Below are 17,696 nucleotides of genomic sequence, written 5' to 3' on the forward strand. Positions count from 1 at the left end.
CATGCGTCGCGCCGACCGCCCACGGCTGCGCAGCCTCGAGATCGGTCATTTACCACGCCTCCGCTGACTGTCGGATAGAAACACGATGACAGTTCGGTGCCATATCGTCAATGCAAATCCCGGGATAGCACAGCTGATCAGGAGGAAACCCCGCCAGGCGTGCAAAGGCAAGGCTGGAGCTTGCACCTCATTACACTAGACAGTTGCGTGCCATACAGTGGTTCGTTGAGCCGGCCCTGGCAGGGCAACCAGCAACCCACCGTCAACGCCCGGACATACGGACCACGCGCCTCGCCTGCGGAATGGAAGGGCATACGAGGCCTTCGCCGCAGGCGCTGCGGGTCGCGCGCCGACGTCGCCGTGGCGGCTGCTTTGTGTTAACGCTGTGGCTATAGTTTCATCGAGTTGATATTGACGCGGGAGGGTGACAGTTGCCCCGTGGGGATCGCTCGCCTCGCGGTGCGCACGCGGAGCGCGTGCGCACTGCACTGCTTGAGGCGGCATTGCAGCTCTTCGGTGCATATGGTTATGACGCAACGAGCACCGATGAGATCGCTGAGGCCGCAGGTGTATCCCCCCGGACCTTCTTTCGCTACTTTCCGACCAAGGAATCGGTGCTTTTCTCGGGAGAGTTTGACTTCATCCGCGCGTTTGGTGGTGTCTATCTCGCCCAACCAGACTCAATCTCCGACTTCCAAGCAATGGAGCACTCGTTCGCGCTCCTCGCTCCCGCATTGAAACGCATCCGGACGCGGATCAGTCAGTACTACGACGCCATAGCGTCATCGGCCGTTCTGCTGGGCCGCGAACAACAGAATCACACCGCCAACATTGACGTGATCGCGAAAATTGTCGCCGAGCGGCGCGGCCTTCCGGCGCCGAATGAAGAATGCGAGCTGCTCGCGTCGGTGGGCATGCTGCTGCTCACCCGGGCCATCAACCGGTGGCTGAATACGCGCGGACAGGCCGTTGAGGACCTCATCCGCCAAGAGTTCGCGGCGTTGCCTGGGATCCTCAAGTAGCGGATCGCGATTCGCAACGCTCACGGGCCAGATCGGCACGAGGTATCTTCGGGCATCGCTTCGCGGCAAACTTGCAACCAGCTCAACGATTTTGGGACCCTCAGATCCCCCAGAGCCGCGGCCAGCTTCCGGTCGTCGCTCGCTTGCAGGGCCACGCAAGCCTAAGCTAAGTCACGCTGGGGGATCTTGCCGCGAGCTCGGGCCCGTCGGCTCGAAGCGGCCTTGCTCGCGATCGCCCAGCGGCCGTCGATTCATGTTGAAGGAGTTCGCGTCGTAGGTGCTGTCGGCCGGCAAGATCCGATACAGCTGGGCGCTTTGGCGGACGCTTTCCATGTCGGCGGGGCGTCCGTGGCATCGGTTTTGTCGGCATCGGCTAATCCATGACCTGTTGACTGGGGCCACCGCGAAATCGACGAGTCCCTTTGTCAGTTCACAATTTTCGACCATGCCGATCGGCCGCCGGTCGTCAAAGGCGTCTTCTTTGGTGGTTCCGATCAGCGATCCTCGCCCACTACACACCTTCGAGAGCCAAAGATGGCTGATCGTGCGGCCGCCGCACTGCGCAGGATGTTCAACCACGGTGAGATCACCGAGGGAACTATGCTGCCGCCCGAGTCGGAGTTGATGGAACGGTTCGGGGTGTCGCGGCCAACCCTTCGGGAGGCACTCCGCATACTCGAGTCCGAATCGCTGATCGAAGTCCAGCGCGGGGTGCGCGGCGGGGGATTGCCCGCCCGAAACGGTCCAGGCCATTTGCTCGTTCATCGATTGCGGAGCCGAGTAATGATGCTGCACGGGGACGTTCGACGGTCCCCGAAAATGTCTACGTGAGCTGGCTCTTGTTGCGTTCGGTTACCGCTCGTAACGGGTCTTCGATATTGTCGAAGCCCCCGACGTATGCCTGCCCTATCCGCTGCTCTGCCGCCAAAGCGGGGTTGATCACTGTGGCGGCTCCAGTGGAATAGAGTTCCTTGAGGCCCAACATCGTTCGCTCCGGCACGTCGGCAATCTGTCGCGCCAGCTCGAGCGCGCGGTCCATCAATTGTTCGTGCGGCACGACTTCCGTTACCAGCCCGATCCGCTCGGCGCGAGTCGCCCCGATGACTTCTCCGGTCATTGACATGCGCCGCGCGATGGCCGGACCGACCAACAGCGGCAACCGCGCTGTCATCCCGCCGCCGGGCAGGATCCCTACTCGAATGTGCGTGTCGGCGAAGACCGCTCGTTCGGATGCGATGAGAAAGTCACAGCCCAGGGCCATTTCGAGCCCGCCGGTGAACACGGCACCATTAATGGCCCCGATGATCGGCGTTCGCATGCTCGCCGTCGCGGCGACACAGTTGTGCGATTCGAAGATGGAGAAGTACTCAGCGCCGTGCCGCTGGGCCTCCCTGAGATCCACCCCGGCGCAAAACGCCGGGTCGGTGCCGGTGAGCACCACCGCGCGCACCGAGCCTTCGGCGTCAGCCTCAGTGAACGCCGCGTACGCCGCCTCGACCAGTGCGCGGTCGAGTGCGTTCCTAGCGGCAGGCCGATTTAGCGTCACGACTCGTACGTGAGCGTAATCGACTGTCAAAACCGGTGTTTCGGTGCTCACACAAAGAAAACCTAGCACAGTCCCGGCTGTGACGTGAGCATCCTGCTGTAGCCAAACTCAGTTCAGACTGACGCATCACCCTCGTGTCAATCAACCGGTGCCCCTCGTAGCTGCTCAACCAGAGCGATCGTGGCCTCATCACCGATAGGCGATAGAAAACTAACCGGCACGCGGTCGATGAGCCCGTCGCACCGGTCGTGAATCTTCGCCGCAAGTTTGTCCAAGGGTGCGACGACCGCGAAGGCCTCTAACACCTCGTCATCGATGAGTGTTCCCATTTGATCCCACTGCCCCTGCAAAGACTGGTGATGCAGTTCGGTCTGCAGCTCACCCCACCCGTGCAGGTCCAGCACTTTGCGATAGGCAGGTGTCGATCCATAGAAGCCGATCTGTTTACGCATCGCTTTGGCATTGGCGGCTAGTTCGGCGTCGTCGCGTCCCGTCACCACGAAAACTGGGCAGGAGACCTGTATTTCGCGCCGCTCGCGGCCAGCACGCTGCAAACCGCGCAACAGCGCCGGCGTGGTCACCTCTTCGAAGTAGCGCTTCGTCGTGAATGAGTGCGCAAGCACGCCATCGGCGACCTCTCCACAGATCTCGGTCATCGTATCGCCCACTGCAGCGACGAAGATTCTCGGGAACTCATACGGCATCGGCTCTGGGGTGAACATCGGCGTCATAAGTCGATGGGTATAGAAGTCGCCCTCGAACTCTAGTTTGGTGCCATTCCGCCAGCACGACCATATCTCGCGCAGAGCTAAAACGAACTCTCGCATGCGACGGGCAGGCTGGCTCCAAGGCATGCCGAACCGCTTTTCGATGTGCGCCTTGACCTGCGAACCGAGACCCAAGTTGAAGCGGCCCTGCGAGTATGACTGAAGGTCCCACCCAAGGTTGGCGACCGTCATCGGGTTGCGAGCGAAGGCGACCGCGATCCCAGTTCCGAGCTCAAGGGTGCGCGTATGTTCGGCCGCGAGCACGAGCGGCAGGAACGGATCGTGGTTGAGTTCGGGCGACCAGCAGCAGTCGTAGCCCTGTCGCTCCAGCGTTTGGGCAGCTTCCGCGACGCCCGCAAGATCCGTGAAGGACGCCGCGTCGATCTTCAAGCCTCCACACTCGTCGCTCATGCCGATACCCTCTGCGCTTCGTTAGCGATCCGCCATACGGGTGTCGCGTAGTTCGTCGGCAAGCCCGCCAGCCAGATTTTTGGTTTTAAGACAGATTATATTAGCGAGTCGAATTTTCCTTGGTCTGCGTAGACTCTCTCTCTAATCGCCTCCCGACGATCAAGCATTTCTCGCCGTGGGCGAACCGCGGCACAGTCGCGCCAACCAGATCCCCCGCTGGTGGCATCTACCGCAGAAGAATCGTCCGTTTCCTGCCCCGACTTCGACAAGCAATGCGAAGGGGTCGGCGGCACGCCACAGGGCGAAACGCCTTAACTCAAGGTAACTTTCGCGTGAGTGGCAGATCGCAACCGGTGAGTGCGGTCGAGATGTCCCATAACCGGCGACCGGTCTCGGGATCGCAGGCCTTGCGATTCAACTTGACGACCTTTGGCCTGCCCCACTGGTGAAGCAGGCCGCGCGGAGCCCAGTACGTGGGGGAAGGCAGGTCCGTGATGGCTGCCAACACGGTGGACCGCGCCGCGAGGTCGCCGGGCTGGGCGATTCGAGGTTGAAGGTACCTGACCACCCGCGCGGCGAAGCCGGACCTGTCGGACACGATGGCGCTCTGGCTGATACCGGGGTCGGCGAGGTGTGCGGTGACGCCTCTGCGCGCCAATTCCACGGTGAACACGGCGGTTGCTAGTTTCGATTCGGTGTAAGCCGACCAAGCGTTGTACGCACGGCGTTCCCAGTTCAGGTCCTCCAGATGCAGCCTCGCCATCACGTACGTGCCGCTGGAGACGGTCACGACACGGTTCTTGATGCGATCGGCCAGCAGGCAGGTCAGCGCGAAGTGCCCGAGGTGATTGGTTCCCATATGGGCTTCAAAACCGTCAGCGGTGTGCGTGAGCGGCACGCCGAGTACACCGGCGTTGTTGACCAGCACGTCGACCGAGTCAATGGAGGCGGCGAACTCGTGCACGCTGCGCAGGTTTGCCAGGTCAAGGCGAGCGACCTCCACGTCGCCGTGCATGTCACGCGCGGCGGCCACGCCCTTGCTCGGTGTTCGGCAGGCCATCACCACCTGGTGGCCGGCCGCGGCCAGCGCGGCTGCCGTAGCCTTGCCGACGCCGCTGTTGGCACCCGTAACGATGACCCTCATCTGGGGTCCTCAGCCAGCGACCACGGGTAGGTTTTCCCACCCGCGAACCGTGGAGGTGTGTGCCTGCACCGCGTTGTCCCAGTCGACCTGCCACTCTGGGAAACGTTTGAGCACCTCTTCCAACGCGACGCGGGCCTCGAGTCGGGCCAGATGGGCACCCAAACAGAAGTGGATACCGTGCCCGAACGCGAGGTGCGACTTCTTGTTGGCGCGGTGGATGTCGAAGCGGTCCGGCTCGGCGAACATCCTCTCGTCGCGGTTGGCTGCTCCGTGAAGCAGAATCATCACGCTACCTGCCGGCGCCGTGACGCCGTAGAGCTCGACGTCACGAGCAAGGGTGCGTGCATTCACCGGCGAGGGCGTCTCATAGCGCAGGAGTTCTTCGATCGCATCGGGTATCAAGCTGGGGTCGGCGACCAGCTCGCGTCGCTGATCGGGATGTTCGGCCAACACCTTTCCCGCCCAGCCGATCAGACGCACCGTCGTCTCGTTGCCAGCGGCGGCCAGCAACCCGATGTAGGTCATCATCGTCTCTTTGTCGAGGTGTCTCACGACACCGTCGGAGTCGCTGTAGGTCGCGTTGATCAGGTCCGTCATCAGGTCGTCTGAGGGGTTCTTGGTTCGGTAGTCGATGTATTCGCCGAATGTCTCCGGGTCTAGGATCTCCATGATCCAATCGCTGCCTTCGCCCGCGGCGCTGAATCCCTCCTCCACGCGCTGACGATTCTTGACCTGATCGGACTCGGCCATGCCCAGCATCATTCCGATGGTGCGCATCGGCACCTCGGCGCCAAGGTCGGCGATGAAGTCGAATCCGCCGCGTTCAACCATCGGGTCCAGCGCGCGCGCACAGTACGCGCGAACCTTCGGCTCGATCTCCGCGACACGACGCGGCGTAAAGACTCGCGCCAGCAGACCGCGGTGCCGATCATGCTCTGGCGGATCCTCGAAAAGGATCAAGCCCGGCGGAACGGGCGCGCCACTCTTGATCATCTCCAGGACGGTGCCTTTACCTGACCGGTACGTGTCCCAGTCCGTGCTGGCGTCCTTCACGTCAGCGAAGCGACTCAAGGCATAGAAGTCGTACAGCTCGTTGTAGTACAGCGGCGCCTCATCCCTGAGGCGACGCCACATCGGATACGGATCTACGTCGAGTTCGGGATCGTAGGGGTCGTAACGGAGAGTGGAGGTGTCGAATGTGTTTTCCATCATTGGCCTTTCGTTGCGCTCGCTGACCGTGGAACGCGCTGCAGTGCCGCCTTCACGCCGCCGCCCTAGAGCCTAAAGCAAAATCTCCGACGAGTTGTCAATTTTCGACTATATAGTTGAAAACTCTAAAATCAACGCCAAAGCGGTGGGCCATCAATGCCGACGACGAACAGGCCCCGACGATGAAGCCGTGCCGGTCGCCGCCTAGCCGCCGATCGCGAAGGGGTGTCGATCGGGGCCTCTATGCACGGCGGTCCGTCGGCCGCCCGCGCCCTGCGCCTGGCGGTTACGCCGGACCCGTGCCGTCGAGACCGTCTTCTCGCCACGGCTCGATCGAGGCCTCCCCGTTGATCCGCTCGTACATTTCGTCCACCGACTGCTGCATGAACTGCGCTTTCGGCCATCCAGAGTGAGCAGCGAACTGCAACACCAACTCGCGCATTTCGTCGTAGGTGATGTCACCGGACTTCATGGCCGAATACACGTGTGACTGAATGGGGATGATGGTGTCGTCCAGTCCCACGCACGCCAAGGTGATCCAGCGGCGGTCGCGTCGGTTCAGCCCTGGGCGCCTCCACAGCTCACCGAAGACGAAATTGAGGATGCCGCTCTCGTAGTAGGGGACACCCCGCGGCGGCGCATCGCAGCAATTCACCTCTCGAAAACACTGCTCGCCGCCTAGTTTACGGAGTTCCTGGTCGGCTGGTGCTGCGCTGAGTGGCTGCGGGAGACGCCGAGAAACTACAGCGACGCCCTCGGCGTGCAGCCGAACCAGTTGCTCCTTCAGAATCGTCTCGGTGACCTCAGCCTTCGGCCAGCCGCAGTACACCGCAAAGTGCAGGATGAACTCGTCGAGTTCATCGACCGTGAACTGGCTCGTCTTCAGCGCGGCGTAGAAGTGGTCGGCAAGCGTGCTGTGTGCGTCGGCACCTGCAGCGCAGCTCACGGCAATCAGTCGGCGGGAACGAAGGTCGATTCCGGGACGTGACCAGATCTCGGCGAACACGAAGTCGATCAGGGTGGCTGCCCTCGGAGTTGCTGGCTCGGTCGGCTCAACAGCCATGATGTCGCGATACAACGCCATGCCCCGTCGGCGCCGTTCCTCGGCGTCCACTTTTGTCGTGCTGACGCTCATATTTCCTTCACGCTGGCTTAGGTAGCCAGAACCCTTTTCGTATCAACGAATCGTCACTCCCGCATCGACCTTCAACTGAGTGCCGGTGACGAAGCGGGCTTCGTCGGAGAGCAGATAGAGCACGGCGTTACTGACATCGACGGCATCGATGTAGAACGTCGGCATCGCGTTCTGGAAGATCGGCCCCAGATCTTGGCGCTCGCCGCTCAACATTTCCATCAACCTCGGTGCCTCGATACCGGTTTCGACACCGGTGGGATGGACGGTGTTCACGCGAATCGCGTGATTGGCGAGTTCGTTGGCCAACGCCATGCTCAACCCGACCACCCCGTGCTTGCTTGCGGTGTAAGGCAGATGCAATGGAGTTCCCTTGATGCCCGCCGCCGAGCTGATGTTCACCAGGCTGCCGCCACGTTCCAGCATGTGCGGGATCGACGCCAGGCAGGTGTTCCAGGTACCAATCAAGTTGACGTCCAGAACAGTTCGCCAATCCTTGTCGGTCGTTGACTCCCATGTTCCACAAGTCAAGACACCAGCGTTGGACACAGCGCCGTCGAGATGTCCGAGTCGCTCAACACCCGTTCCGACGACGTCCTGCATCAGCTGTCGATCTCGGACGTCGACGCGAGCGGCGTGAACCCGCCGGCCCAAGGCCTCCACTTCCTTCACCGTGCTCGCCAGGTCTTCGGCCGAGCTCATCGCATAGCCGATTCCATCGATCGAGCTGCAAATGTCGACGAGGATGAGGTCGGCTCCCTCCTCCGCCAGTCGAATGGCGTGACTGCGTCCCATACCGCGTGCTGCGCCGGTGACCAGAACGACCTTGCCGGTCATGCGTCCCATGAAAGTGCGCCTTTCGTCGATCGTGAGTCGGCCGCCACCAGGTTCAGCGCACGGTGAAGCCGGCGTCGATGGGCAGAGCGATGCCGGTGACGTACTTGGCCTTCTCGCTCACCAGCCACTCGACGGCGTCGGCGATGTCGTCGGGTTGCAAGATTTCGATCGGCAGGGCGTTTTGCATCGCCAGCAGTCCTGGGTCGCCGGACGCGACCATCTGCGCCATCGCGTCGTTCATCGTCATTCCGCTGACCACGCCGGTCGGGTGAATGGTGTTGACCCTGATGTTGTGCGGAGCCAAGTCCAAGGCAAGGCATTGCATGAGCCCGACGATGCCGCGTTTGGCCGCGGTGTATGCCAGAGCACCAGTCATGTGCGTGCCGGTGCCCTTGATTCCGGCTGATGAGCTGGTGATGACGATGGAGCCTCCTCGACCGCCATCGATGAGGGGTTGGCGGGCCAGGAAACAGGTGTTCCAGACGCCGGTCAAATTGGTGTTGATGATGTCGTTCCAGGTGACGATCGGGTCGTCGTCTGGGCTGTAGCGCACGATGCCGGCATTGGCGATGGCGATGTCGAGGCGACCGAAGTGGGCGAGTCCGTCGTCGAGCACGGCCTTCAAAGCTGCCTGGTCGGCGACGTCGGCGATGCCCGTCACGATCTTGGCGCCGGCGCTTTCCACCAGATCTCGGGTTTCGTCGAGATCAGCTTGAGTCGCGTTCGGATAATCCATGCCCGGCAGATCGCGACATATGTCTGCCGCGATGATGTTCACGCCGTGGCCGGCGAGCCGCACAGCATGTGCGCGGCCCTGGCCGCGGGCCGCGCCGGTGATGAACGCGACCTTGCCGGCAAAAAAGTCAGACATGATGAAACTCCTTAGGTGTCAATGCTGTACCAGGACTAATGAGGTAGCGCAGGCGAGCCGAAGCCGATGCGCGGTGCCTGATTGCAGAGCCCTGGCTGCCGTGTGAGCGCGCGCCAGATTCGTGGTGTGCACGTAGTTGGCCAACCCGAACGAGGTGTCGTTTGCCAACGCGATTGCGTCCTCGTCGCTACGGAAGGGGGACACCGACACCACCGGCGGAAAAATGTGCTCGTGCACGCCCGCGCTGGAATTCGAAGGCCTGTACCTCGGCAGTTACCGTCATGCACGTAGCTCCCTCCAGCCGTGGCGACTGGCGCCTGTAAACCAGCCGTCCGTGACTTAGTTGCCGAGTACGTGGCGATCCAACAGCCCGTCCACCCTGACGACACTACCGGCAGACATGTCCCTTGAACGACAAATTAGGATAAAGTGTCGGTCAAGTCAAGCTTGGGTCCGAAGTCGAGGAGCGGTTGAATGGCCGGTATGGCGACACGGAGTGCTGCGGCGCGGGCCCCGGCATGGGGTGCAGATCTGCCGACGAGCGACGATCAGGCGCGCGAACGGTTGCTTGATGCCGCAGAGAAGTGTTACGCAGAACGTGGCGTGGGCCGAACGAAGATGACGCACATTGCCAACAAGGCAGGGGTACACCGCAGCACTGTTTACAGCTACTTCCCGAATCGCGACGCCGTGCTGGCCGAGTGTTTTCTGCGCGCCGTGACCGCAGTGCTCGATGCGGCGGATTCCTGTTGGGACACAGGGGAATCGTTCGCCGACCAGCTGGTGAATAGCTGCATAGTCGGCCTCGCCGTAACGCGAGAATCGCCGGCCATGCGAATGTTGACCTTCGACGATGAAATGGGGCGCACCTTTCATGCGGCTTCAGCGTCCGAGAAGTGGCAGAACCGTTTACGAGACGGACTCGGCGAGCGATTCGCCGCCGCCGCGGCAAGGGGTGAAGTTCGCGACGATGTGGCTCCAGAGACGATGGCTCACTGGGTGACTCGCATCTGCTTTAGCCTCATCGCTGAGCCTGGACCGGCCGAATACGGAGGCGACGAGGGACTGCTGCGGGCCTTTCTTCCTGGAGCGTTCTCGCCGCGGTGAAGCCGTGTCGCGTCGCCGAGGTGAACGCGGCGGTTCGATCTAGCGCCAGCCTGCTACAGAAGAACGGCGATCGGAGGCGGCTGCCCCAAACCTCAGCCGGCGGGTAGCAGTGCGACCAGTGCTGCGACGTCGCCGATGCTGCGCAGCAAGTCGTTGAGGTGGGTGCACGTCGACGTTCCGTGAAGTTCATGCCGAATGCGAAAGTGCAACTGATCCAACCTCATTCCGGCGAGGCGGGTTGCGCTGGCGACGGCGCCCGGACATTCTTGCCAGGGGAGCACCCGGGCTACCGCCTGCGAGCTCAAGATGGTCTGGGTATCGGAATCCACCACTGCCTCGACCGTGTACTCGTGGATGATGGTTTCCGTGCCGTCGGCCCGGACGTAAGTGTCGCGAAACATCGCATCGATTCCTATTTCGGCTGCTCCCCCATGGTTTCCCACGTCCAGCCTGCGGCGACGACGCATCCCGTGGATAGGGAGCGCTACCATTTCGTGCCAAGCCAGCGGGTCGTCGGGGTCCTCGAGGCCCGGCGCCGGCGGTCCGGTCACAACGGCAGGGTCTCCAGCCTCGAATGAGGTCATCAGCAGACCGCCGGTCACGAAGCCCGCGCATTGGTCGGCGACCGGGAGATAGCCCGATGTGGCGCCGTTCCCCAGCGCGCCGGACGCCGACAACGCATGCCCCGAGATCAGGGTGGCGACCGGGACATCGTCGAGCAACGTGTAGCGCAAGTCGCGTCGCTCCCTTAATTGCGGAGCCGTCTCGTCGACCGCGGCTCGGAACCCGCTCATCGCCGGGGCACCGACCAGATGCATGCACGCGACCGCGGGCTCGACGTCAATCTGCTGAACCACGCGGGCGAGCATCTCGACGGTCACTCGCGTTCGGGCTTGGGCCATCTCGACGGCAGTTCCGTCGTGCGTGGTCATGAGGTCGCGTGCCCAACCAGATAGATGCACCGGATCCAGCGAGCCCGGATCACGCGTTATGTCAATGGAACTCGTGCGCCGCACCGAACCCGGTCGCCGCGGCGGCGTGCCCGTCGTCGGCTCGTGAATACCGTGCAGGGGATGCATCCTGAAATCGGGTGCGCCCAAGTCGGTTCTGGTCATAGCGGCGTCACGAGTTCACTGTGCCGAACTTCGCCGCAGCGAGGACGCTGCAGAACTCCAGATGTTTCCGTCGGAGTCGTAGAGCCCAAAGAACTCGGCATCCGGCCGCACGCACGCCGTCGGTCGACGGGTGAAGGCCAATTTGCTCGCCAGGATTCCCACGAAATGTCTCTCTTTTCAGTCTGGCGTGTGGCCGGTGTGGATACGTGGCCAACCTCAAGCGCTCGTCGGAGTCGTCGACCCCGACGCTGCGGTTGCCGCACGAACACGAGGCGCGAAAGTGCCCACGCTCGGGCAGTATCACCTGCCCGTCACGGTCGGCCTCGACGGGCACCGGATCGGTGCCGATATGGAAGGCAAGCGCCATGCCCGCCCTACACATCTCTCGTCGCGGGCTCCGGTCATCGCAGACTCGTCGGAGTCCACCATTGGCATCGAATCATCGGTTGGCATGGAAACCTCGTCGCTGTGAATCGTCAAAGCACGTGAGCACGTTTTAGAAACCTAACGTGAAGTCGAAAGGTTTCTCAAGAGTGTGCCCATCCAGTCAGCAGCCCTGGAGGTGGCAGGGCCCGGGGGACAATCAGATAAACATTTCTCTATATCATGGTAGGCTTCTTCTCATGCGTCGTGACGCTTCGACGCGCGGCGGATTGGTGCGGCTGACACGCGCCTCGATGCGTGTCCGGCAGGAAGGAACATAGATCATGGGGTTGCTCGACGGTCGGGTTGTTTTCATCACTGGCGCGGCACGCGGTCAGGGCCGTTCGCATGCAGTCACTCTCGCAGAAGAAGGCGCCAACATCGTCGCCGTGGACATCTGCCACGACATCGACGCCGTGCCCTACAAGTTGGGCACGTGGGAAGACCTTGAAGAGACGGCACGGCTCGTCGAGAAAACGGGCCGACAGATGCACTTCCAGGCGGCCGACGTGCGGGATAAGTCGGCCCTTCAGGCCGCGTTTAACGCAGGTGTAGAGCAGTTCGGGCATATCGACACGGTGCTGGCCAATGCCGGGATCATCCTCACCAACCCCGACGAGGTCGACGCCTCGGAGTCATTGCGGCTGGGCATCGACGTCATGCAGATTGGTGTCTGGAATGCCTTCCAGGTCGCGATTCCCCACATGAAGGAACGTGGCGAGGGCGGACATTTGATTGCCACTAGTTCGATGGCGGCACTGCTGGACATGACCGATGGCGGTGGAGGCTCCGACGCCTATGTGATGGCCAAGGTGGCCATTGTTGGACTCGTCCGAGCATACGCTAATTTGCTTGCCGCGCATCGAATCCGGGTTAATGCTGTGGCGCCGACGAACTGCGCGACGCCTATGGTCCTGGAAAACCCAGCGCTGTTCAAGGTGATCGAGCAGACGCCACACATGGCCACCGCGATGCAAACGGCGTTGCCGGACTTCCCGATGATCGAGCCCAGAGACGTCAGCAACGCCATCCTTTTCTTGCTGTCGGATCTCGGCCGCACATTCACCGGCAGCGTCCTCAAGGTCGACGCAGGCATGGACGTCCGCCGCTGAACAGTTGCCACCCTGGGCACGGCGTGACGCTCCGAGGCGCAATGCCTTTAGCGTTACCCGACTCACGAGACCCATGCCTTCGCCGACCAACCTCGAAGTCACGTCCGGGCACTGACGGCAACTCAGCAGCGTCCTCTGCCGTCTTCTTCAGCAACTCCCAGAACGCGTGCTCGGTCCTGACTCCGTGTTACCTCAATTGACTGCTGACAGTGGAGTGTGGCGGCCTGATCTTCGGCCTCGACTCACACCAGCGGCGTTGGCCCGAAGTCCCAGCAGTATGCGCACCGATTCTTGAACAGCGTTGTGCAGACAGTGGATAACGCCGCAAGCGAAGTTGCCCACCACCAGCTCGAAGCGCAGGCACGTCGATAACGATGTGCGTCGGCCCGACGCATTACCGGCCGGTCAAGAAATGAGCTCCTTGCCCGGTGTGCAAAGGGTGCCAATAGTTGACCACGAATCTTCACTGTCTGTAGCCCAGTATTGTCGCGATGTGCGGAGCGGTCCATCGCACCCGACGCTTCGTCGAAAATGATCTCCACCAAGCGAATCGCCACGGCACCCCGTGAACGGCTTGATCAACTTCTGCAGCGGCATGCTGTAGGCCATCGATTCGTCCCACTCACATACCAACTACGGGTGCGAGCACCTCACCCACATCGGTGATCAGTCCCGGGGTATAGCCGTGTGACGGCAGGTTAACGACCACCCCGGAAATTCCGACGTCGATCACGTATCGCTTGATCTGCTCAGCGATGTCGTTGAGATTCCCGACGGCCACGCGAGAATTCGGCGCAAATGCTTCAGAAGCGCCGGCGGCGTCAGTAACGACGACTGTTATCAGAGCACTCGTCTCAAGGGTGACCGGATCGCGATCGTGCTCCTGGCACCGTCGCATGAGGGCTTCGACCTTGCCCGGCAGCCGGTCGAACGGAGCAATGACATTGAGATGGTCGGCGTAGCGAGCAGCCAACGCGAATGTCTTCTGCTCCCCGCTGCCGCCGATCAGAATAGGCATGTCGTCGCGAATGCGCGGGTTGTTTAACACTGATTCAGCGTGATACCAGCGGCCTTCGAATGTGGGTCGCTCCCCACGGAGCATCGGTGGGATGATCTGCAGCGCTTCCTCGAGGCGTTCGAAACGGTCGGTGAAGGTGCCGAACTCGAAACCAAGCTGCCTGTGCTCAAGTTCGAACCAGCCGGCGCCGATGCCCAAGAATCCCCGACCGCCGCTCATCACATCGAGGGTGGTCACCGACTTCGCGAGCAGCGCAGGGTTCCGGTAGGTGTTCCCGGTGACGAGCGTGCCCAACCGCACCCGCCGCGTGGTCGTGGCCAGTCCCCCGAGGGCGGTGTACGCCTCCAGCATCGGGTCCTCGAGCGCACCTAGATGCGGAAGTTGGTAGAAGTGATCCATCAGCAGCACCGCATCGAAGCCAGCGGCTTCGGCCTCTTGGGCCTGCGCGACCACGGCTGGGTAGAGCTCGGAAACCGGTGCGCCGTAGGAAAAATTGGGGATCTGCAGGCCGAGCCGCAGAACGCCGCTACCACGGTGAGTGGCCGAAGACTTCGCGGCGTCAGCAGCTGACGGCAACACGACCATCAATCGGTTTCATCGGGCCGGCTCACCCAGGCACGAAGCGTCAACAACATCGGTCACTGCGACGGCGCAGGAAACGACGCCGGAGGTGCCATCGGGGACTCGATCGCCGATCAATCTTCGACAAAGCTGATGGCCCGTTCCGGACAGTTGGATACCGCCGAACGTGCCTCGGCGAGATGATCGTCGTGGACCACGCCGCCGCCGACGACATGTCCGTAGCCTTGGTCGTCATCCTCGAAGAGATGCGGAGCCAAAGAGTAGCAGAGTCCGTGGCCGGTGCAGGCGACGCCGTCGAGGTTGAGCTTCATCCCTCTGCCTTGTCGAACTCCAGGTGAAGCGATTCGAGCCCGACAGTGCCATGAGGCCAGTGCACTTTGGGTGTGGTGCCGGACTTGATCCGGTAGTGCGGAATCCGCTTGTGCCACTCCTCGTACACGATGCTCAATTCCAGTCTGGCCAGATGCGAACCCAGACAGCGGTGTGGTCCCATCCCGAAGCTGATGTGCGGGTTTTCCGGCCGGTGGAAGTCGATATCGTGCGGGTTTTCGAATACGGCTGGATCCCGGTTAACGGCGCCGAGATACGTCGACACACGTGTTTCCGCACAGAGCCGCGCCGACCCGATGTGAGCCTCGGCGGAGGTCACCCTCGGGATGAACGGGGCTGGCGGATCCAGACGAAGCAGCTCTTCCACCGCGGCGGGAATCAGAGCAGGGTCGTCGATGATCTCCTGCCGCGTGTCCGCACTCTCCGCAAGCCGCTGCATTGCACAACCCAGCGTATCCGTCACGGTGTCCAGCCCGGCGAGCACGAACAAGAAGCAGAGGCCGACGGCTTCGGCATCCGTGAGGTCGTCGGGTGGTTGTTTGGCCAATATCTGGCTCAGGACGTCATCACCGCCCTTACCGCGGCGCTGGGGAATCAGTTCAGTGAAGTACGTGTACATCTCGAGCGCCTTCATCATGCCCTCTTGAGCGGCGTCGCCGTCGGCGGCGAAACCGGCCCCCGTGAGGCCGATCACTGCGTTCTTCCACTCCCAAAACTGGTCGCGCATCTCGAGCGGCAATCCGAAGAACGTGAGGAATGCCTGGATTGGGAACACCTGAGCGACCTCGCTGACGAAATCGCAATGGCCGCACCGCGCGATCGGGTCGATGAGCGCGATGAATTGACTGCGCAGTTCGGCTTCCATCGGTTTGATGACGCGCGGACTGAAGAACGGCTGCAAGATCTGACGGTAGCGCGTCTGCGTCGGCGGGTCATAGGCGATGGGCACAAGCGGCACCGGGCTCTGCAGCATGTCGAACGCTTTGGCCGAAGAGAACGGGTCGGGGTGCTTGAGCACATCTTCCGCGCCGCGACGGGTGGTCACCGCATATCCATCGGCGACGGCGATCAGCGGGGCCACTTGGGTCGCCCGCCACGCCTGATCGCGTGCGACGTCCATGGGCAGTCCGTCCGTGTCGATCTGTGGAATTGCGTCAGCGGTCGTCATGGTCCCTCATCTGCCGTCGAAGTGTGCCGTACATCACTCTGGGTGTCTTGTAGAATCTAACTCACAGTCGAAAGTGTGACAAGGCGGCTCACTTGTGAACATCCACCAATCGCTGTGTCCGGCTTACCGTCAGTCGGGCTCAGGGCCGTGCACTGCTCAGCCGAAGAAACGTCACGCCGGCACGGTGAACGAACTATGGTCTCCACGGCGACGCGCATCAGCCAGCGCTTGGCGAATGAGTTTTCCGAGTTGGCGCTCGATCCCGCTGATGTTAGCGACGTGCAGCGCCGAGGCCGAGTCAAGCGCGTTGCGTTGAACGTGAGACTCATTGCTGTTCGGTGCCGTAACTCCGACGCATACGAAGCCGACGCCCCGCAAGCGGGCTTCGCTCATGGCGTGGCGGGTGTCGCCCGAGGCCTGGGCGCCGTCGTAGCCGTCATCGTAGGGGTGCCCGTCCGAAACGAGGATGACCACCCGCTTCATTGCTTCGGTCTGACGTTCCAAGATGGCGGTGCAATGACGAACGGCACCGCCGATCCGCGTGAAGCCCGCCGGACTCAGGTGGCCGATTCGCTCGATGGTCAAGGCCGACAGGCTTTCTCGTAGACCCTTGATCGGCATCACGTGGACCATTTCGCGGCCCCAACTGCGGAACGCGTAGAAACCAACAGGCACTCCGAGCGCATCGAGCGCGGTTGTAATGCGATAGGACATCTTGAGGTGTTGGTCGAACACCGATCCGGTTTCCCCGTCCACGCGCGCCGTCGTGTCCAGCGTCGAACTGCTGACGTCCAAAAGTACCAACGCCGCGACGCCCGGTCGCTGTCGCTTCTTCCCGATGAAGGGCAGCGGCGGAGAGCCGGATCTGCTTCGGCGCCAGTATGCTAGGTCGACGACGCCATCGGTGTGCAATTGTTCACCGAATTCGTTGCGCCCGTGTGGCGCAATCTCCAGCACGTTACGAGCGAGGCTGCGTGTAAGCGCCGTCGGTGCCCTCATTACCTCGATGCGAGCGAGTGCCGTGTGGTCACGGAAGCCATCCGGATTCCATGGCTCGAGTTCGTGCACGGTAACCCAGTCGTTGCGATACCGCTTCGAACTCTCGTCCCATTCCGGATAGCGGGCGTCGCCGCTGTAATTGCCGCCGATGAATCTGTGAGCGGCCGAGGCGATGCGGCGGCCGATGTTGACTCGGCGTCCCCCGCTGGGCCGCCTGCTCGGTTTGGCCACCGGCTTTCCGCCGCCGGCTTGGGATGCCGCATCTGCAGATTTGCCACCAGAATGCTTGAACAGACTCTGGATCAGCCTGGCCATCGGGTGGTTCGGCGTCAGCGGATTACTCAGCAGATCAAGGGACTTGGCCTCGTCGCTGTTGGTGTCGGGATCGTCCGCCTCATCGGCGTTTGAGTCATTGCGCATCTTCACGTCGCCGTCGTGCTCCCGGCCTGTACGCGCTGTCGCCGCCAATACCGCACGCGCGGGTCTGAGCTGACCGAAGAATTCGGGTGCAGGAGGAATCTGGGTTCGCGCCAATGCTATCCGCATCGACTCTTCGGCTGAACTGGTCCTGGGGATGTCCGTCAGCCCAGCCGCTAATGCTGCTACAAAGGGCGGCAATCGATCCGAGGTCAGCGAGAGCGCACGCAGACCTTCCATGGCGCAGTAGCGCGTGCACGCGCCAGACCGCCCGATGAGGTGACGCAGGACCCGCGGATCAAATGATCCGGCACCGTACATCGCGGCTTGTACGACTACTCGAGCCCGGGTCAGCGTGGTGAGTCGCCCGCCGTCGACTGCGATCGTGTTTCCCGACATATGGACGCCTTCGTCTTGCCCGGTCGTGGCCTTGACACACACCAGGCGTCCCGATACCGCACGGGCCAGCATTTGCAAGCCGGCGAC

Annotated in this window: 17 protein-coding genes and 1 pseudogene; 5 read left to right on the forward strand and 13 right to left on the reverse strand. The window is 62.1% G+C overall.

All coding sequences use genetic code 11. The features are described 5' to 3' along the window. The first annotated feature begins 476 nt into the window (after nt 1-476). A complete protein-coding gene (locus G6N37_RS14835) occupies nt 477-1,022 on the forward strand; it encodes a TetR family transcriptional regulator (RefSeq protein WP_231984330.1) in 546 nt (181 codons plus the stop codon). Between the two features lie 534 nt (nt 1,023-1,556). Then, nucleotides 1,557-1,760 (forward strand): annotated as a pseudogene (locus G6N37_RS14840) (FadR/GntR family transcriptional regulator); the annotation flags it as partial. Nucleotides 1,761-1,845: 85 nt separating this feature from the next. Here the strand turns inward: G6N37_RS14840 and G6N37_RS14845 are convergent. From G6N37_RS14845 to G6N37_RS14880, 8 genes are all read right to left on the reverse strand, one after another. After that, nucleotides 1,846-2,619 (reverse strand): enoyl-CoA hydratase, encoded by a 774-nt coding sequence (locus G6N37_RS14845; RefSeq protein ID WP_163681517.1) that lies wholly within the window; start codon nt 2,617-2,619, stop codon nt 1,846-1,848. Between the two features lie 86 nt (nt 2,620-2,705). Next, complete coding sequence (locus G6N37_RS14850) at nt 2,706-3,746, reverse strand: LLM class F420-dependent oxidoreductase (RefSeq protein WP_102419667.1); 1,041 nt, start codon at nt 3,744-3,746, stop codon at nt 2,706-2,708. Nucleotides 3,747-4,062: 316 nt separating this feature from the next. Further along, entirely contained in the window at nt 4,063-4,890 is an 828-nt protein-coding gene (locus G6N37_RS14855) for an SDR family NAD(P)-dependent oxidoreductase (protein WP_163681519.1), read from the reverse strand. 9 nt (nt 4,891-4,899) lie between these two features. After that, nucleotides 4,900-6,102 carry a cytochrome P450 gene (locus G6N37_RS14860; RefSeq protein ID WP_232075019.1) on the reverse strand — a complete coding sequence of 401 codons (1,203 nt, stop codon included), beginning with the start codon at nt 6,100-6,102 and terminating at the stop codon, nt 4,900-4,902. Nucleotides 6,103-6,385: 283 nt separating this feature from the next. Beyond that, a complete protein-coding gene (locus tag G6N37_RS14865) occupies nt 6,386-7,234 on the reverse strand; it encodes a carboxymuconolactone decarboxylase family protein (protein WP_067923884.1) in 849 nt (282 codons plus the stop codon). Between the two features lie 42 nt (nt 7,235-7,276). Further along, complete coding sequence (locus G6N37_RS14870; RefSeq protein WP_067923881.1) at nt 7,277-8,077, reverse strand: mycofactocin-coupled SDR family oxidoreductase; 801 nt, start codon at nt 8,075-8,077, stop codon at nt 7,277-7,279. A gap of 43 nt (nt 8,078-8,120) precedes the next feature. Continuing rightward, on the reverse strand, nt 8,121-8,939 hold the full coding sequence (locus tag G6N37_RS14875; protein ID WP_102419665.1) for a mycofactocin-coupled SDR family oxidoreductase: 819 nt from the start codon (nt 8,937-8,939) through the stop codon (nt 8,121-8,123). An 18-nt stretch (nt 8,940-8,957) separates the two neighbouring features. Beyond that, nucleotides 8,958-9,212 carry an aldehyde dehydrogenase family protein gene (locus tag G6N37_RS14880; protein ID WP_102419664.1) on the reverse strand — a complete coding sequence of 85 codons (255 nt, stop codon included), beginning with the start codon at nt 9,210-9,212 and terminating at the stop codon, nt 8,958-8,960. Nucleotides 9,213-9,413: 201 nt separating this feature from the next. Between G6N37_RS14880 and G6N37_RS14885 the strand changes: the two genes are divergently transcribed. After that, a complete protein-coding gene (locus G6N37_RS14885; protein ID WP_163681520.1) occupies nt 9,414-10,046 on the forward strand; it encodes a TetR/AcrR family transcriptional regulator in 633 nt (210 codons plus the stop codon). A 92-nt stretch (nt 10,047-10,138) separates the two neighbouring features. Here G6N37_RS14885 and G6N37_RS14890 read toward each other — a convergent pair whose 3' ends face one another. After that, nucleotides 10,139-11,161, reverse strand: coding sequence for a DUF2889 domain-containing protein (locus tag G6N37_RS14890; RefSeq protein WP_174813834.1), 1,023 nt, complete (start codon nt 11,159-11,161; stop codon nt 10,139-10,141). A gap of 130 nt (nt 11,162-11,291) precedes the next feature. Here G6N37_RS14890 and G6N37_RS14895 point away from each other — a divergent pair, with 130 nt between their 5' ends. Together G6N37_RS14895 and G6N37_RS14900 are read left to right on the forward strand one after the other, a co-directional pair. After that, nucleotides 11,292-11,633 carry a hypothetical protein gene (locus G6N37_RS14895; RefSeq protein ID WP_158243998.1) on the forward strand — a complete coding sequence of 114 codons (342 nt, stop codon included), beginning with the start codon at nt 11,292-11,294 and terminating at the stop codon, nt 11,631-11,633. Between the two features lie 235 nt (nt 11,634-11,868). After that, entirely contained in the window at nt 11,869-12,696 is an 828-nt protein-coding gene (locus G6N37_RS14900) for a mycofactocin-coupled SDR family oxidoreductase (RefSeq protein WP_067923873.1), read from the forward strand. A gap of 622 nt (nt 12,697-13,318) precedes the next feature. Here the strand turns inward: G6N37_RS14900 and G6N37_RS14905 are convergent. The 4 genes from G6N37_RS14905 to G6N37_RS14920 form a co-directional block, all read right to left on the reverse strand. After that, nucleotides 13,319-14,299 (reverse strand): LLM class F420-dependent oxidoreductase, encoded by a 981-nt coding sequence (locus tag G6N37_RS14905; RefSeq protein WP_102419662.1) that lies wholly within the window; start codon nt 14,297-14,299, stop codon nt 13,319-13,321. 110 nt (nt 14,300-14,409) lie between these two features. Beyond that, entirely contained in the window at nt 14,410-14,607 is a 198-nt protein-coding gene (locus tag G6N37_RS14910; protein WP_067923870.1) for a ferredoxin, read from the reverse strand. Beyond that, nucleotides 14,604-15,794: a cytochrome P450 gene (locus G6N37_RS14915; RefSeq protein ID WP_102419661.1), complete on the reverse strand. Its 1,191-nt coding sequence runs from the start codon at nt 15,792-15,794 to the stop codon at nt 14,604-14,606. Before G6N37_RS14915 ends, G6N37_RS14910 begins: the two co-directional genes overlap by 4 nt. A gap of 171 nt (nt 15,795-15,965) precedes the next feature. Next, entirely contained in the window at nt 15,966-17,681 is a 1,716-nt protein-coding gene (locus G6N37_RS14920) for a VWA domain-containing protein (protein WP_332107594.1), read from the reverse strand. Nucleotides 17,682-17,696: the final 15 nt, after the last annotated feature.

Origin of the sequence: Mycobacterium seoulense, from assembly GCF_010731595.1 — a bacterium.
Taxonomy (GTDB): domain Bacteria; phylum Actinomycetota; class Actinomycetes; order Mycobacteriales; family Mycobacteriaceae; genus Mycobacterium; species Mycobacterium seoulense.

Coding starts and splice junctions, on each gene's coding strand:
- G6N37_RS14905 (WP_102419662.1), bottom strand. CDS start 14,299: ATGGTCGTGTTGCCGTCAGCTGCTGACGCCGCGAAGTCTTCGGCCACT.
- G6N37_RS14900 (WP_067923873.1), top strand. CDS start 11,869: ATGGGGTTGCTCGACGGTCGGGTTGTTTTCATCACTGGCGCGGCACGC.
- G6N37_RS14865 (WP_067923884.1), bottom strand. CDS start 7,234: ATGAGCGTCAGCACGACAAAAGTGGACGCCGAGGAACGGCGCCGACGG.
- G6N37_RS14850 (WP_102419667.1), bottom strand. CDS start 3,746: ATGAGCGACGAGTGTGGAGGCTTGAAGATCGACGCGGCGTCCTTCACG.
- G6N37_RS14855 (WP_163681519.1), bottom strand. CDS start 4,890: ATGAGGGTCATCGTTACGGGTGCCAACAGCGGCGTCGGCAAGGCTACG.
- G6N37_RS14875 (WP_102419665.1), bottom strand. CDS start 8,939: ATGTCTGACTTTTTTGCCGGCAAGGTCGCGTTCATCACCGGCGCGGCC.
- G6N37_RS14910 (WP_067923870.1), bottom strand. CDS start 14,607: ATGAAGCTCAACCTCGACGGCGTCGCCTGCACCGGCCACGGACTCTGC.
- G6N37_RS14870 (WP_067923881.1), bottom strand. CDS start 8,077: ATGGGACGCATGACCGGCAAGGTCGTTCTGGTCACCGGCGCAGCACGC.
- G6N37_RS14860 (WP_232075019.1), bottom strand. CDS start 6,102: ATGATGGAAAACACATTCGACACCTCCACTCTCCGTTACGACCCCTAC.
- G6N37_RS14885 (WP_163681520.1), top strand. CDS start 9,414: ATGGCCGGTATGGCGACACGGAGTGCTGCGGCGCGGGCCCCGGCATGG.
- G6N37_RS14920 (WP_332107594.1), bottom strand. CDS start 17,681: ATGCTGGCCCGTGCGGTATCGGGACGCCTGGTGTGTGTCAAGGCCACG.
- G6N37_RS14890 (WP_174813834.1), bottom strand. CDS start 11,161: ATGACCAGAACCGACTTGGGCGCACCCGATTTCAGGATGCATCCCCTG.
- G6N37_RS14915 (WP_102419661.1), bottom strand. CDS start 15,794: ATGACGACCGCTGACGCAATTCCACAGATCGACACGGACGGACTGCCC.